General features: G+C 37.5%; 12 protein-coding genes. 8 read left to right on the top strand and 4 right to left on the bottom strand.

The annotated features are described in order from the left end of the window. The first annotated feature begins 4 nt into the window (after nt 1–4). Both mnmG and M472_RS30145 read left to right on the top strand, forming a co-directional pair. Nucleotides 5–1864, top strand: a complete 1860-nt coding sequence (mnmG, locus tag M472_RS30150; protein ID WP_021069602.1) for a tRNA uridine-5-carboxymethylaminomethyl(34) synthesis enzyme MnmG — start codon at nt 5–7, stop codon at nt 1862–1864. A 199-nt stretch (nt 1865–2063) separates the two neighbouring features. Next, nucleotides 2064–3620: an Ig-like domain-containing protein gene (locus M472_RS30145; RefSeq protein WP_021069601.1), complete on the top strand. Its 1557-nt coding sequence runs from the start codon at nt 2064–2066 to the stop codon at nt 3618–3620. 27 nt (nt 3621–3647) lie between these two features. Here M472_RS30145 and M472_RS30140 read toward each other — a convergent pair whose 3' ends face one another. Both M472_RS30140 and nadB read right to left on the bottom strand, forming a co-directional pair. Then, nucleotides 3648–4157 carry a gamma carbonic anhydrase family protein gene (locus tag M472_RS30140; protein ID WP_021069600.1) on the bottom strand — a complete coding sequence of 170 codons (510 nt, stop codon included), beginning with the start codon at nt 4155–4157 and terminating at the stop codon, nt 3648–3650. A gap of 3 nt (nt 4158–4160) precedes the next feature. Continuing rightward, the gene (gene nadB, locus M472_RS30135) at nt 4161–5753 is read right to left on the bottom strand and encodes an L-aspartate oxidase (RefSeq protein ID WP_021069599.1); all 1593 of its coding nucleotides are present in this window, start codon (nt 5751–5753) and stop codon (nt 4161–4163) included. Between the two features lie 481 nt (nt 5754–6234). On the opposite strand from nadB, the gene nadA reads away from it, so the two are divergent. The 3 genes from nadA to M472_RS30120 all read left to right on the top strand — a co-directional run bounded on the left by nadA (nt 6235) and on the right by M472_RS30120 (nt 10334). Continuing rightward, complete coding sequence (nadA, locus tag M472_RS30130) at nt 6235–7233, top strand: quinolinate synthase NadA (protein ID WP_021069598.1); 999 nt, start codon at nt 6235–6237, stop codon at nt 7231–7233. A 31-nt stretch (nt 7234–7264) separates the two neighbouring features. Continuing rightward, nucleotides 7265–8305: a thiamine-phosphate kinase gene (gene thiL, locus M472_RS30125; protein ID WP_021069597.1), complete on the top strand. Its 1041-nt coding sequence runs from the start codon at nt 7265–7267 to the stop codon at nt 8303–8305. 118 nt (nt 8306–8423) lie between these two features. Continuing rightward, the gene (locus M472_RS30120; protein WP_021069596.1) at nt 8424–10334 is read left to right on the top strand and encodes an acetoacetate--CoA ligase; all 1911 of its coding nucleotides are present in this window, start codon (nt 8424–8426) and stop codon (nt 10332–10334) included. Nucleotides 10335–10383: 49 nt separating this feature from the next. On the opposite strand, the gene M472_RS30115 is transcribed toward M472_RS30120, so the two are convergent. Continuing rightward, a complete protein-coding gene (locus M472_RS30115) occupies nt 10384–11991 on the bottom strand; it encodes an acyl-CoA carboxylase subunit beta (protein ID WP_021069595.1) in 1608 nt (535 codons plus the stop codon). A gap of 137 nt (nt 11992–12128) precedes the next feature. Between M472_RS30115 and M472_RS30110 the strand changes: the two genes are divergently transcribed. Genes M472_RS30110 through M472_RS30100 form a run of 3 tightly spaced genes read left to right on the top strand, consistent with a single transcriptional unit; the run spans nt 12129 to nt 14818 of the window. Then, on the top strand, nt 12129–13280 hold the full coding sequence (locus M472_RS30110; RefSeq protein WP_021069594.1) for an acyl-CoA dehydrogenase family protein: 1152 nt from the start codon (nt 12129–12131) through the stop codon (nt 13278–13280). Continuing rightward, complete coding sequence (locus tag M472_RS30105) at nt 13270–14124, top strand: beta/alpha barrel domain-containing protein (protein WP_021069593.1); 855 nt, start codon at nt 13270–13272, stop codon at nt 14122–14124. The genes M472_RS30110 and M472_RS30105 overlap by 11 nt, the downstream gene beginning before the upstream one ends. Then, nucleotides 14111–14818 (top strand): enoyl-CoA hydratase/isomerase family protein, encoded by a 708-nt coding sequence (locus M472_RS30100; protein ID WP_021069592.1) that lies wholly within the window; start codon nt 14111–14113, stop codon nt 14816–14818. The genes M472_RS30105 and M472_RS30100 overlap by 14 nt, the downstream gene beginning before the upstream one ends. Here the strand turns inward: M472_RS30100 and M472_RS30095 are convergent. Further along, a complete protein-coding gene (locus M472_RS30095; RefSeq protein WP_021069591.1) occupies nt 14815–15597 on the bottom strand; it encodes a segregation and condensation protein A in 783 nt (260 codons plus the stop codon). The genes M472_RS30100 and M472_RS30095 overlap by 4 nt on opposite strands. Nucleotides 15598–15706 lie beyond the last annotated feature (109 nt).

Raw genomic sequence — 15706 nt, 5'->3', positions numbered from 1 at the left:
TAATATGTTTAATAAATATAACGTAATCGTTGTAGGCGCTGGTCACGCAGGGTGTGAGGCCGCAGCAGCAGCAGCAAATCTCGGATCCTCTACCCTATTAATCACGATGAATATGGGGGTGATAGCTCAAATGAGTTGCAATCCTGCAATAGGTGGAGTAGCCAAAGGTCAAATCGTAAGAGAAATAGATGCGATGGGTGGATACACGGGTATCATCGCTGACAAGTCTACCATTCAATTCCGGATGCTAAACAAATCCAAAGGACCAGCTATGTGGAGTCCAAGAACGCAAAATGACCGTATGCGTTTTGCAGAGGAATGGAGACTACAACTGGAAGCTATTCCAAACCTGGATATGTGGCAGGATACGGTCAAAGAAGTAATTGTAGAAAATGGCACTGCCAAAGGTGTGATAACTTCGCTGGGCATACGTATAGAAGCTGATGCTGTCATACTAACAAATGGAACTTTTTTAAATGGCCTGATACATATTGGTGACAAGAAATTCGGTGGTGGTCGTACCGGAGAAAAATCAGCAACAGGACTGACAGAACAACTAGTTTCACTAGGTTTCGAATCAGGGAGAATGAAAACAGGAACTCCCCCACGCATAGACGGAAGAAGTTTAAACTATGCACTCATGGAAGAACAATGGGGTGATGACGAAAAAGGACGATTCTCCTTTACAGATGTCCCATTGCCTACAGAACAACGTTGCTGCTGGATAACCTACACGAACGACAAAGTACACGAAGTACTCAAAACCGGCTTTGAAAAATCTCCAATGTTTACCGGTAGAATCAAAGGCCTAGGACCAAGATACTGTCCATCCATAGAAGATAAAATAAACAGATTTGCTGAACGAGATAGGCACCAAATCTTCGTAGAGCCAGAAGGATTTCAAACTGTAGAGATATATGTAAACGGTTTTTCAACTTCACTACCGGAGGATGTACAGCAAAAAGCATTACGACTTATACCTGGTTTTGAAAATGCAAAAATGTACAGACCTGGATATGCAATAGAATATGACTACTTCCCTCCTGTGCAATTGGATCTGACACTAGAAACATTGAAGGTAAAAAATCTATTCTTTGCAGGTCAAATAAACGGAACAACAGGTTATGAAGAAGCCGGAGCGCAAGGTTTTGTAGCAGGAGTAAATGCACACCAAAAGATAAATGATCTGCATGAGCTGATTCTAAAAAGATCTGAATCCTATATCGGTGTACTAATAGATGACCTAGTAACAAAAGGTACAGAAGAACCGTACCGCATGTTTACCTCTAGAGCTGAACACCGTTTACTACTGAGACAAGATAATGCGGATATCAGACTCACTCCTATCGCACATAAATTAGGACTTGTATCTGATGATAGACTAAAAAAGGTTCAGGACAAAATAGATGATTCTGATCGACTCGTGAGCTATATGAAACAATCGTCGGTAAGTCCAATCGAAATAAATGAAATATTATCACGAGAACACTCGAGTCCATTGACTCAAAAGAGTAAAATGTTTGGCATATTGAGTCGCCCGCAGATAAACATACGCCATATTGCAGAATCAAATACCGAGTTTTCTACCCTTCTTGAGAAATATAATGAAGAGACGATAGAACAGGCGGAGATCAAAGTAAAATATGAAAGTTACTTTGAAAAAGAAATGGAAATTGTAAATAAGATGAAAAAAATGGAGGATAAAGAAATTAATCCTAATTTTGATTATTCTTCATTAACTTCGCTATCGATAGAAGCACGTGAAAAGTTACTCAAGGTAAAACCTCGAACACTTGGACAAGCTTCACGAATATCTGGAGTATCACCTTCGGATATTAGCGTTTTAATGGTCCACATGAGTTAATTAACTATATATCAATAGGTTATATAATATAAAATCGAGTTAAAATAAAGCGATATAAGAGATTATCTATAAATTTATGATACTGGAGTCCACTAAAGATAATATTGCGTCAAAACGCCTTAAAACACGTTTAATTCAAAAATTGATAATAATAGGCTTTATATCTCTTATATCGCTCACTTTCTTTCGATGTGCAAACATGCAACGCCCTACTGGCGGGCCAAAAGATTCGCTTCCACCAAAAATATTAAACGAGTCTCCAGCAAACTATACTAGAAATTTTGATGCAAAAGAAATAGTACTGACGATGGATGAATACATCAAACTCAATAATCAATTCAAAGAGTTCAGTATCTCTCCTGATCTAGAGAAACAACCCGAATATAAAATAAAAAAGAAAACATTACATATACGCCTCCCCGATTCTTTAGAAATGAACACGACATACACTATAAACTTTGGTAAAGGTCTAGTGGATTATAATGAAGGAAATCCTATATTAAACTATAACTATGTATTCTCTACTGGTCCTGAACTCGACTCACTACAAATCTCAGGTTCAGTAAGAAATGCGTACACTAAAGTATTTGATGAAAAAATAGATAAAGATGTAAAGGTATTGCTCATCCCTACCCGCCAGGACTCTATATTTGGTAAACGTAAAGCAAATATCTTTACCTTAGTCGATTCATCAGGTAACTTTACTTTCAGAAACCTTAGAGAAGATACCTATAGAATATATGCACTTAAAGAACAAAATAACGATAGAATATATAACAACCCGGAAGAAGCTATAGGTTTTATCCAAGACAGTATCGTCCTAGACAAAGATGTAGATGGTATAAAAATCGAATATTCGGTGGGAAAACCAACTAAATTTAGAACTATAGATAAGAAAATAGAAAAAAACAGTAGGATACTACTTACCTTTAATCAGCCTATTGATTCGGCTCACCTCAGGATAATGGAGCCTAATATAGCTATCGCTGATCAACAAATCCGATTCTCTAATTACAATGATTCCTCTTTCATATTTCTAAGAAATATGGACTTTGATTCCGTTAAATTCGAACTGAGTGATAAAGATAAAGTACTGGATACAATACTCTTAAGAAGATCAAAAAATGAAAAATACGAACGATTTATAGAGCCTGTTATTAATATAGGGAATAAGGTGGACAAGATTAAACATCTTACCATAACGAGTATCTTCCCGATTAAAAATATAGATAAAGCTAAAGTAACCCTGATGGAAGATAGTACGTCAAGACGTAACTTTCAACTGCAACAGGATACTTTAAATAAAAATATCTATCATATACGTTATAACTGGAAACCCAAAAAGGACTATGAACTCGTTCTCGAAGAAAAAGCTATATTAAGCCCCTTTGATGATTTTAACAAAGAATTTAAAACTAAATTTACTTTGGACGAATCAGAGAACTATGGCGATATTAAATTCAAAATAACCGGAATAGAGCCTGATATCCAATATATAGTACAGCTTACCGACGAAAAAAAGGAAAAAATATTTGACAGTAGAATAGTTGTCAATGTAGATGAAGTCTCTTACCTAAAGTATCCGGGAGGAAAATACATATTGCGTGTCATAAAGGACCTAAATAAAAACCAACGATGGGACGGTGCTGACGTCTATAATAAAATACAGGCTGAACCGATCTGGTACTTAGACAAACCGTTTACAATACGTGCGAATTGGGAGCAGAATGAAAATATAGTGCTACAATTTGAATAAAATCAGTTTTTTATGGCTGCCTCTTTATCATTTAAACCAAGAGGCGTACATCACGTAATTGTGTGGAAGATTCTGTAATAGAGACAGTTGGTCTTCTGTCAATGGCTTGACTTTCTTTGCCGGAACGCCCGCGTAAAGAAAGCCTGATTCACAGAACATATTTTCTAAAACTACTGCGCCTGCAGCAATGATTACATTGCTTTGTATATGTGCTCTGTCCATTACGATAGCTCCCATACCGATCAATACATGACTATCTATGGTGCAACCGTGGACTATTGCATTATGTCCTATATTAACGTAAGATCCTATATCGGTTCCATTGCGTTCGTAGGTACCGTGAATAGTGACATTATCCTGAATATTGGAATAATCTCCTATTTTAATATAATTTACGTCACCACGTACTACCGCATTAAACCAAATGGAACAGTGGTTTCCAACTGTTACGTCACCCACGATTGTACAATTAGGCGCAAGATAGGTATCATCACCTATAAATGGAAAGCTCTCTTTAACTGGGAGAATTGTAGCCATAATCTATAAAATTGTATCTTCCAACTGCTCTGCATGTTGAAGATAATCTGTTGTAAAATGTAATCCCCTACTCTCTTTTCTATTCATAGCCGATTTGACCACCAAATAAGCCACTTGTATAACATTACGAAGCTCACAAAGTTTAACAGATAAACGTGTCCTTTTATAAAAAGATTCGGTTTCTTCATGCAATAACCCTAAACGACGCATAGCTCGATCAAGACGAAAATCGGAACGAACAATACCTACGTAATCACTCATAAATTTTTGTGTCTCACGTAAATTGTGAGTCACCAAAATATCTTCATTAGATAGTTTAGTATTCGAATCGTCCCAATCTGGAACTGATTCTTGATAAGTCAGGGAAGCAAACTTGGCTTCTGCATCCAAAAATATGCGATGCGCATACACAGCAGCTTCTAGTAAAGAATTGGAAGCCAACCTATTAGCTCCATGAAGGCCTGTAGATGCACATTCTCCACAGGCATATAAATTGGCTATTGAACTGGCGCCAAACTCATCCACTAATATTCCACCACACAAATAATGAGCTGCTGGAGTAACAGGTATAAAATCCTTGGTCATATCCAATCCGATCGAAAGGCACTTCTCATAGATATTTGGAAAATGAGAAAGCAAATCGGCCTTATTGCGATGCGTAATATCTAAATAAACAAAATCTAGCCCAGATCGCTTCATCTCGCTATCTATAGCCCGAGCGACTATATCTCTTGGAGCAAGCGAACCACGCTCGTCATACTCCTCCATAAAGGATTCGCCATTGCATCTTCTTAAAATACCACCAAAACCGCGCACGGCCTCAGAAATTAAAAAAGCAGGGTATTCACTCGGGTTGTATAAAGCTGTCGGATGAAACTGTATAAACTCCATGTTCCTTACCTTTCCTTTGGCCCTATATACCATAGCAATACCATCCCCGGTAGCAATAGTTGGATTTGTCGTACTCGAATACACATGCCCAGCTCCTCCAGTAGCCATCAAAGTGACCTTTGCAAGGAACTTTTCCACATTGTTAGTAAAAGTGTTGAAAGCGTAAATACCGTAGCAAGCGGTGTCTGTAGACTTCTTATCCACATGTTTTCCTAAATGATGCTGTGTAATGAGATCTACTGCAAAATAATGTGTTAGAATCTCTATATTCGGTTCCTGATGAATCTTCTCAAGTAACGCACGTTCAATCTCATAGCCCGTAATATCCTTATAATGAAGGATTCTATGCGCAGAATGACCTCCTTCTTTCGCTAAATCGTAACTACCTGAATCTTCTCTGTCAAACGAAGTCCCATAAGCTATCAGCTCTTCTATACGGGCAGGCCCCTCTTTTATCACGTTTTCCACAACCTGTGGATTACAAAGACCATCCCCTGCAATCAGGGTATCCTGTATATGTTTTTCGAAGCTATCTGTATGATCTGTAACGACCGCTACGCCTCCTTGAGCGTACTTTGTATTGGATTCATCTTCATTAGACTTAGTGACTATCAATACTTTACCTAACTTAGCTGCTTTCAATGCAAAACTCAACCCTGCAATACCCGAGCCTACTATTAAAAAGTCAACTTTTCTCTCCGACATATTAAAAACTTAAATCTAGAACCTTTATACGTTAACAAATTAACAAAATATGTGGAAAACGTGTAAACAAATAGTGAATTAAATTGTAAAACTTTTTATTATTCCACAATCGCCTATAAATACACACATCCTGACCTCAATAATTCTACAAATATGAAGCAGATATTAACAAATTGTAAACATAAATAAATTCACATCTGAATATGGAAAAAATAAAGGCATAAAAATTACTCGATTGAAAATCAAGCGATATCCCAATAGATCCTGTGGATAACTTGTGGATAAAACAGCACTATCTCAAAAATAAAATAAATTTTACCTCACTTATCCCCATTTTCCACAGACTAATAAACAATAAGATTGATTTATATAAAATAGATTATTAATTATTGAAAAAAAGGAATGTGGATTTCGTTTGAATTTCTTTGTTTACTTTTGTGATGTTGATTTGGTTCCAATGATTGACAAATAAAGAAGAGAGATGAATATTACTTTTGAGAGAGACTTAGAAGCCAAAGGCTTTATCGATGTTGCTATTGATCCTAGTATTGATTTGGTCGATGAAATAAAACGATTGAAGAAAGAAAAGAATGCTGTTATTCTAGCTCATTATTACCAAGAGTCTGAAATACAGGATTTAGCAGATTATATTGGGGATAGCTTAGGATTGTCACAACAAGCGGCTAAGACAGATGCCGATGTGATTGTATTTGCAGGTGTTCACTTTATGGCTGAGACAGCTAAAATACTGTCCCCCAGTAAAAAAGTACTTTTACCGGATTTGAAAGCAGGGTGTTCTCTATCGGATAGTTGTCCTCCACATTTGTTTGCAAAATTTAAAGAACAATATCCAGATCATCTGGTGATTACCTATGTGAATTGTACAGCTGAATTGAAGGCGCTATCGGATATCGTATGTACATCAAGTAATGCAGTACAGATTGTAGAGAGTTTGCCACGTGACCAAAAGATTATTTTTGGCCCTGATAAGAATTTGGGCGACTATGTAAAGAAAAAAACAGGTAGGGATTTGGTTTTATGGAATGGCGCATGTATGGTACATGAAATTTTTTCTCAGGAAAAGATAGAAAGACTGCGTGACGAAAATCCTGGAGCTAAATTTATAGCCCATCCAGAATGTGAAGAACATATTCTGAGTCAAGCTGATTATATCGGATCTACGTCAGGAATGTTAAAATTTACAATCGAAGATGCCAGTCAAACGTATATTGTAGCGACAGAATCGGGAATTTTACATCAGATGCAAAAGGCTAGTCCAGATAAAAAGTTTATTCCGGCTCCGCCAAATAATGCATGTGCCTGTAATGACTGTCCACACATGAAGCTAAATACATTGGAGAAATTGTACAATTGTCTCTATTATGAGCAACCTGAGATTATGCTGCCGGAAGATGTGATTGCTAGAGCTCAAAAACCTATCGAACGGATGTTGGAAATATCAGCTCAATTGGGATTATAATAGATAAATAATAGAAAATACGAGCAAAAATATGTTTGATAATATAGATAAAACAAATATTAGTGAGTTAGGAGAATTCGGTTTAATCGATCATCTGACACAAGCTGTGGAATTAACAGAGTCTTCAACCGTGAAAGGAATCGGGGATGACGCTGCTGTATTGGACTTTGCGAATAAGAAAACGCTGATTTCCACTGATCTTTTGCTCGAAGGAATTCATTTCGATTTGCGTTATGTTCCACTAAAACACTTAGGATATAAAGCTGTACAAGTAAATTTGAGCGATATTTATGCCATGAACGGTATGGCTTCTCAGATTACGTTTTCCATCGGATTGTCTTCAAAATTTCCGTTGGAAGCGGTTGAAGAAATTTATGAAGGTGCCTTGATAGCTTGTAAGAAATTTAACGTTGACTTGATTGGTGGTGACACTTCTGCTTCGGCACAGGGATTGGTGATTTCAGTAACCAGTATTGGTTATGCGGAGGAAAGTGAAATAGCTTATCGATCAGGTGCTAAAGAAGGAGACTTAATCTGTGTATCGGGTGATTTAGGTGGGGCTTATGTGGGATTACAATTGTTAGAGCGTGAAAAACAGATTTATTTGGAAAATCCTAACATTCAGCCCGACCTGGAGGGAAAGGATTATATTATCGAGCGGCAGTTGAAACCTGAAGCCCGCAAAGATGTCGTTCAATTATTGGATGCGTTGCACGTGAAACCTCATGCTATGATCGATGTGTCGGATGGATTGGCTTCAGAAATATTGCACATTTGTAAAGCCTCAAATGTGGGATGTAAACTGTACGAGGATAAAATCCCTATTGATCCAATGACTTATGAGACTGCTCGAGAATTTGGATTGGATCCTACAGTATGCGCGTTGAGTGGTGGTGAAGATTATGAACTTCTATTTACAGTTCCACAATCTGACTACGATAAAATAAAAGGGCAATTGGATATTTCTGTTATAGGGTATGTAACGGAAGCAGCAGCAGGATGTGGTATGATATCGAAGTCAGGACATGTACACGAAATAAAAGCTCAAGGATGGAATGCTTTCAATAAATAGTTTGTTTTAAAGAAATAGTAAAAAATAGGACCTTTAGATTACGATATATATACTATTGTTGTTTATTTTGTTGCTTAAATTGCTAATTTTGCAATTATAATAGCCGAAAATAAACAATATGAGCAAAGCTTTATGGACACCATCGTCCGATTATATCAGTAAATCTGGACTTTTCCATTACCAACAGTTTTTAGAATCGGATAAAGGAAGAAAATTTTCTTCTTATCATGAGCTGCATCAATGGTCAATTGACAATTTAGAAGAGTTTTGGTCCAGTTTACTTTTCTACTTTAACATATCGTATTCAGGTACTTATGAGAAAGGATTATCCTGGGATGATAGTGCTTCTGATTTCATTGGTACACAGTGGTTTGATGGTATAGAATTGAGCTATGCAGAGCATATTTTCAAACAAACTACTACGGAAAGACCCGCTCTTAAATTTGCTAGCGAATCTATCGGATATGAGGAAGTCTCGTGGAAAGAATTGGCAGAAATGGTCAGCCGAATTCAACAATTTCTTGTGGAAAAAGGTGTGGAAAAAGGTGATCGTGTCGCCGCTGTCTTAAATAACACGATCGAATCTATTGCTATCTTTCTAGCTGTGAATTCGTTAGGTGCTATATGGTCATGTTGCTCTCCTGACTTTGGCGATGTGAGTATTTCAGAACGATTTACCCAAATAAAGCCAAAGGTATTATTTATAGAGACTTCCTACCAATATAACGAAAGGGTGTTTTCTAAGTTGGAAACACTGGCGCGGTTGAAATCGGATCTCGTGGATCTCGTAGCTGTCGTACAGGTATATGAAGATGATTGGAAGAAAATTATATTCGATTATGTGCCAAAGCAATTAACTTTTGTACGTGTCCCTTTCTCCCATCCAATTTGGATACTATATTCTTCTGGTACAACAGGTAAGCCTAAAGCTATTACCCATAGTACGGGAGGAAATCTTCTGGAGCATTTTAAAGCTTTAGTATTACATCAAAATGTACAGGACGGAGAAAATTTTCTTTGGTACACAACAACAGGTTGGATGATGTGGAACTATGCATTGTCGTCGCTCTTATGTGGCGCTACCCTTTGCTTGTTTGATGGTATTATTAACCATAATAAACACCTTACTTTTTGGACATTTTTGAAAAGAGCTCAAGTAGATCATCTTGGAGCCGGAGCGGTTTATTTTACTTCATTAGAGGGAATAGAGATAGCTGATTATGCACCGAAGGTTATTGGCTCTACGGGATCACCGTTGCCAATAGCTACGTTTGAAGATTTGCAAGGTAAATTTCCGGATGTACATATTGTTTCCTTGAGCGGAGGTACGGATGTTTGTTCGGCTTTTTTATCGGGTAGTCCGACGCTACCAGTATATGCCGGGATGTTACAGTGCCGAGCACTAGGAGCTGATATTGTGGCTTTTAATGATCAAGGGAAAGCTGTATATGATGAGGTAGGTGAATTGGTAATCCGCAAACCTATGCCCTCTATGCCACTTTATTTTTGGAACGATACGGAAAATAGGAAATATCATGAGAGTTATTTTGATCATTTTCCGTTAGTATGGAGCCATGGCGATTGGATAAAAATAAATGATGAAGGTGTAATAATCTACGGTAGATCGGATGCTACTTTGAATCGAGGTGGTGTGCGTATAGGTACTGCGGAAATCTATAATGCAGTAAATAGTCTACCACAGATAAAGGACAGTTTGGTAGTCTGTATAGACTATGATAATGGCTCTTCGTCGATGTTGCTATTTGTACAGACAGAAGATAAAAGCGATTTTAACGAGGATCTAAAGGATATGATAAAGCGAACACTGAGGGGACAGTATAGTCCAAGACATGTGCCGGATTTCATTTACCCTGTTTCTGATATTCCTTATACACTGAGCGGTAAAAAACTAGAGCTTCCTATCAAAAAGATTTTTTCGGGAACAGAGGTTGCTAAAGTTGTTTCTACGGATATTATGCGTAATCCAGAATCTCTAGCTGGATATGTTTCTATTTATAATTCTATTTAGATTGTTAGGCTATTAAGGATTGAAAATCAACCCTTAATAGCCTGTTTTATTAGGTCTGTATAACACCTACATTATATTTTGGTATGTCGGGATTGTGGTTTGCTGCCTCAATGCCCATGCTGATAATTTTTCTGGTTTCTTTAGGATCTATAACGCCATCTACCCAAAGTCGAGCTGCCGCGTAATAGGGACTTAACTGTTCATTATATTTTTGCTCTATTTCGGAAAGTAATTTATTTTTTTCATTTTCAGATAGCTGTACGACCTTCCCTTTTAAGGTTGCTTCCTGAATCTGTAGTAGCGTTTTACCTGCTGAAGCGCCACTCATAACAGCCATTTGGGCAGTTGGCCAGGCGTATATCAATCTTGGGTCATAGGCTTTACCACACATCGCATAGTTGCCTGCCCCATAACTATTTCCGATTACGAAGGTAAATTTTGGTACCACGGAGTTGGCCATTGCATTTACCATCTTTGCTCCATCTTTTATGATTCCTCCCTGTTCCGATCTGGAACCTACCATAAATCCTGTTACATCCTGGAAGAAAACTAAAGGAATCTTCTGCTGATTGCAGTTCATGATGAATCTAGCCGATTTGTCTGCAGAATCCGAATAGATGACCCCTCCCATCTGCATTTCTTGGGTACCTCCCGGTTTCTTCGCTTTAACGACTTCTCTTTGATTGGCAACTATACCTACTGCCCAGCCATCTATCCGGGCTAAGGCACAGATTATGGTCTTGCCATAATCTTTTTTATATTCTTCAAGGGAATCTTTATCTACTATAGAATCTAGTAACTGAAGCATATTATAGGGCTTGAGTCTGTCTTCGGGAAGATTTTTATAGACGGCATCTGTAGGTAACAAAGGTAATTGGGATTCTATTCTTGAAAATCCTGCTTTGGGTGTATCCCCAAACTTATCCACTATATTTTTGATGGCATCTAAACAGCTTTCATCATTTGGATATTTATTATCTGTTACGCCTGATATTTCAGAATGTGTAGTGGCACCTCCCAGACTTTCGTTATCGATTACTTCGCCTATTGAAGATCTAACAAGGTAAGAACCGGCTAGAAAAACAGAGCCTGTGCCCTCTACGATAAGTGCATAGTCTGACATAATAGGTAAATAAGCACCACCGGCCACGCATGACCCCATAATGGCAGATATCTGTGGAATACCCATAGCAGAAATCTTTGCGTTGTTTCTGAAAATTCGACCGAAATGTTCTTTGTCTGGAAATATTTCATCTTGCATAGGAAGATATACGCCTGCTGAGTCCACTAAATAAATAATAGGCAGGTGGTTTTCCATTGCGATCTCTTGTGCTCTTAGGTTCTTTTTTCCTGTAATCGGAAACCATGCCCCTGCTTTTACGGTAGCATCATTGGAAACAATAATGCATAATCTTTTTTGTACGTAGCCCATGACAATGGCTACACCTCCGTTCGGGCAGCCCCCATCATTGGGATACATATTGTCCCCTGCAAAAGCTCCTATTTCTGTATAAGGACTATTGGGATCCAGTAGGTATTTTATACGTTCCCAAGCGGTAAGTTTTCCTTTTTCCTTGTGTTTTTGAATTTTGTCTAAACCGCCTCCTAAGTAAAGTTTTTCGGTTTTTTCTTTTAGTATTTCAAGAAGGTTTTCCATATGTTATGGATTATTAATTTAATATTTACAAAAGGTCGTTTGAATTATTTTTATAAATATCGTAAAATATTATTTGTTTTTTTTGATATTTGTAATAATAATTATAAACTGAATATAAACATAAGTAAAATTTCATTATGTATAATGCGAAGGATACCGAGCAAATGGTAATGATACGTGAGAGCGCACGTGAATTTGCAAAAACGCACATCAAACCTTTTGTGATGGAGTGGGATGAAAAGCAATATTTTCCTGTAGAGCTTTTTAAAAAAATGGGTGATTATGGTTTCATGGGAATTTTGGTTCCGGAAAAATACCATGGAGCGGGACTTACTTATCAGGAATACATAACTATATTGGATGAAATATCTAAGGTATGTGGTTCTATAGGTCTTTCTGTAGCTGCTCATAATTCGTTGTGTACAAATCATATTCTATCCTTTGCGAGTGAGGAACAAAAGGAAAAATATTTACCAAAATTAGCTACTGCCGAATGGATCGGTGCCTGGGGCCTGACAGAAACTGGATCGGGATCGGATGCAGGAGGAATGACTACTGTGGCTGTTCAAGATGGTGATTATTGGGTAATAAATGGTTCTAAAATTTTTATTACACATGCCATAAGCGCAGATGTAGCCGTAGTTATTGTCCGTACGGGTGAGAAGGGGGATAAACATGGGATGACGGCTTTTATTATTGAAAAAGGAACACCTGGATTTACTGCAGGTAAGAAGATCGATAAATTGGGAATGCGGGCATCGGAGACAGCTAGTTTATTCTTTGATAATTGTAGAGTTCACAAAGATCAGGTCATAGGAGAAGTCGGCAATGGTTTTGTACAGGCACTAAAACTACTGGACGGAGGTCGTATTTCTATCGCCGCCTTGTCTTTGGGAATTGCGCGGGGCGCTTACGAATGTGCGTTGCAATATTCGAATGAGCGGGAACAGTTTAATCAAAAAATATTTGATTTTCAGGATGTTTCATTTAAATTAGCCGATATGGCAACCAAGATTGAAGCTTCGGAGCTATTAATCAGACAGGCTGGTTATTTGAAAGATACGAATCAAAAAGTGACGAAAGAAGGTGCTATGGCTAAGCTCTATGCATCAGAAGTAGCTGTCGAGGCTAGTAATGAATCCGTACAGATACATGGTGGCTATGGATTTACAAAGGATTTTCCTGCCGAAAAGTTCTTCCGCGATGCCAAGTTATGTACAATCGGTGAAGGAACTAGTGCAATACAGAAAATGGTAATCGCACGCGAAATAAGAAAAGATGTCAAATAGTTCAGAAATACAACTTATAGAATGTCCTAGAGATGCAATACAAGGTATAGGTGGTTTTATTCCTACGGGAAAAAAGATCACCTATATCAATGAATTGTTAGCTTCCCGACTATTCGATTATATTGATTTTGGAAGCTTTGTTTCGCCAAAGGCTGTACCCCAACTGGCGGATACGGTTGAAGTATTGGAGGGATTGGAAAAGGGAAAGACGAAGTTGTTGGCAATAGTAGCGAATGAAAGGGGGGCACAAGCGGCTTCTGTATTGGAGAAGATTGATTACCTGGGATATCCATTTTCTATTTCGGAAACATTTCAGCAACGCAATGCTAACTCTTCTGTGTACGAGTCTTTTGAGCGCGTGAAAGGGATATGTGACCTGATCCAAGGGAATAAGCAGGAACTTGTGGTCTATATTTCTATGGCATTTGGAAATCCTTATGGCGATCTATGGCATGAAGATTTAGTTATAGAATGGATGGATCGTCTATCAACGCTAGGAATAAAACGTTTTTCTATAGCTGATACGACTTCGGAAGCTTCTGCAGATGCAATTTCTAGTTTGTATAGGTTAGTTGCTAAAGAGTTTTCCAATGTTGACTTAAGCCTTCATTTGCATGCACGGGTTGAAGAGGCGTTATTAAAGGTTGAAGCAGGATATAATGCTGGATGTAGACGTTTTGAGGGGGCATTTTTAGGATATGGTGGCTGTCCATTTGCAAAGGATGATCTGGTAGGTAATATTCCGATGGAATTATTGTTGGATAGATTCGAAAAGGGAAACCTAGAGCAGAATGTAAAACTTATGGATGCGTTTCAAACTATGATTAGACATGGAGTTATATAAATATATCAAAGTTGAAATAGATCGTCATATATGTAAAGTAGTATTGGCCCGACCGGAGAAGCGAAATGCGTTTACTCCTACTATGGTCAATGAGATAAATCATGTATTTCAAAGAGTTAATGGAGATGATGCTATTAAAGTGGTACTCATCGAAGCTGAAGGACCTGTTTTTTGTGCAGGGATGGATTTAAAGACTTTTGAAGATGCAGGACTGGATGAGGTAAATCCCACCATTATAAATGAAAATATATCCTTGGGCGAGGTATTTGAGAGGTTGTATAAACCTTCGATAGCTATTGTGGAAGGAAATGTAATAGCAGGAGGTTTTTTGATCACCTTGGGCTGTACTTATGTATTTGCTACTCCGGATGTGAAGTTTAGATTGCCGGAGTTGGACCTTGGTATATTTCCGTTTCAGGTGATGGCTAGTCTATTGAAGATCATGTCCGAAAAGCAAGTATTACAGTTATGCCTGGATACAGGGTATTTTGATTTTGAACGGGCTCGAAATTTAGGGCTTGTGGATGGTATTCTGGATAGGAAAGAATTGGATGTATTAATAGGAAGCTTCGAAAATAAATCTGTTCGTGCCCTGAAAGAAGGTATAAAGTCTTTACGAGCTATAAAATCAATCCCGGCACAAGATCAGTTTACCTATCTGAAAGAGGTATTGGATAATCTGAAGAGAGGTTAATTAGCTTCTGCCTCTTCAATGACTTGATCGATAGCATTTGGATCTTTCTTTTCTATAGAAAAGCTATTATACCCTGCTCCAATCTCTATCTCTAATAGTTTTTGTTGCAACATTTCTAATATAGCTAAGAAATTGAATACAAATTGAACCCTGTTTTCAGAGTTTTTTAAAATATGTTGGAAGTCTAATTTTTTGTTAAGCTCAATAAGTTCGGAAATAGCTTTTTTTTGTTGCTCGATAGTATACGGGAATTTGACGACAGTATGTGTGGCTGGCATCACTCTATGTGTAAAATGATACATCATTTTTTCATAGACCATCATAAGCTTATAGAGGTCGAATGAGGCGAGCTCTTCTTCGGTTATCTGACGTTGGGTATGTTTTAGATCATAAGCAATATTGGCTCTATGATGTAATTTTTCCCGATCCGTTTCTAAGGTTTTTAATTCTTCACATACATCTTTGAATTGTTTGTAAAGAATAAGCTTTTGAACAAGTTGCTCCTTAAGATCTACTTCATTTTCGCTACCATCTAAATCAGGACGAGGAAGTAGCATTTTTGCTTTGATACGCATTAATGTAGAGGCAACAAAGATGAACTCAGAGGCTAGTTCTATATTTAGAGATTGCATTTTTTGGATATAATCCAAAAAATCATCCGTGATTCTGGAAATAGGTATGTCGTGGATATTCAATTCATCACGTTCAATAAAGAACAATAGGAGATCGAAGGGACCTTCAAATTGTTCCAGTTTTATTTCGTAGTTTGTTGTATCCATATTGAGATCCAAAAATAGACATTTGAAAATTAATATTTATGTTTTAGAAAACTTCTCTTTGTATTTTAACTGACAAAACTAATTATATAAATAATTGTATAGACTTTAT

It is taken from the genome of Sphingobacterium paucimobilis HER1398, assembly GCF_000416985.1.
In the GTDB taxonomy this organism is placed as follows: Bacteria; Bacteroidota; Bacteroidia; order Sphingobacteriales; family Sphingobacteriaceae; genus Sphingobacterium; species Sphingobacterium paucimobilis.
This window is presented reverse-complemented; position numbering and strand designations above follow the sequence as displayed.

What these genes read in the sequence shown, in the direction of transcription:
- mnmG (WP_021069602.1), top strand. Translation starts at nt 5, where the DNA reads ATGTTTAATAAATATAACGTAATCGTTGTAGGCGCTGGTCACGCAGGG.
- M472_RS30145 (WP_021069601.1), top strand. Translation starts at nt 2,064, where the DNA reads ATGCAACGCCCTACTGGCGGGCCAAAAGATTCGCTTCCACCAAAAATA.
- M472_RS30140 (WP_021069600.1), bottom strand. Translation starts at nt 4,157, where the DNA reads ATGGCTACAATTCTCCCAGTTAAAGAGAGCTTTCCATTTATAGGTGAT.
- nadB (WP_021069599.1), bottom strand. Translation starts at nt 5,753, where the DNA reads ATGTCGGAGAGAAAAGTTGACTTTTTAATAGTAGGCTCGGGTATTGCA.
- nadA (WP_021069598.1), top strand. Translation starts at nt 6,235, where the DNA reads ATGAATATTACTTTTGAGAGAGACTTAGAAGCCAAAGGCTTTATCGAT.
- thiL (WP_021069597.1), top strand. Translation starts at nt 7,265, where the DNA reads ATGTTTGATAATATAGATAAAACAAATATTAGTGAGTTAGGAGAATTC.
- M472_RS30120 (WP_021069596.1), top strand. Translation starts at nt 8,424, where the DNA reads ATGAGCAAAGCTTTATGGACACCATCGTCCGATTATATCAGTAAATCT.
- M472_RS30115 (WP_021069595.1), bottom strand. Translation starts at nt 11,991, where the DNA reads ATGGAAAACCTTCTTGAAATACTAAAAGAAAAAACCGAAAAACTTTAC.
- M472_RS30110 (WP_021069594.1), top strand. Translation starts at nt 12,129, where the DNA reads ATGTATAATGCGAAGGATACCGAGCAAATGGTAATGATACGTGAGAGC.
- M472_RS30105 (WP_021069593.1), top strand. Translation starts at nt 13,270, where the DNA reads ATGTCAAATAGTTCAGAAATACAACTTATAGAATGTCCTAGAGATGCA.
- M472_RS30100 (WP_021069592.1), top strand. Translation starts at nt 14,111, where the DNA reads ATGGAGTTATATAAATATATCAAAGTTGAAATAGATCGTCATATATGT.
- M472_RS30095 (WP_021069591.1), bottom strand. Translation starts at nt 15,597, where the DNA reads ATGGATACAACAAACTACGAAATAAAACTGGAACAATTTGAAGGTCCC.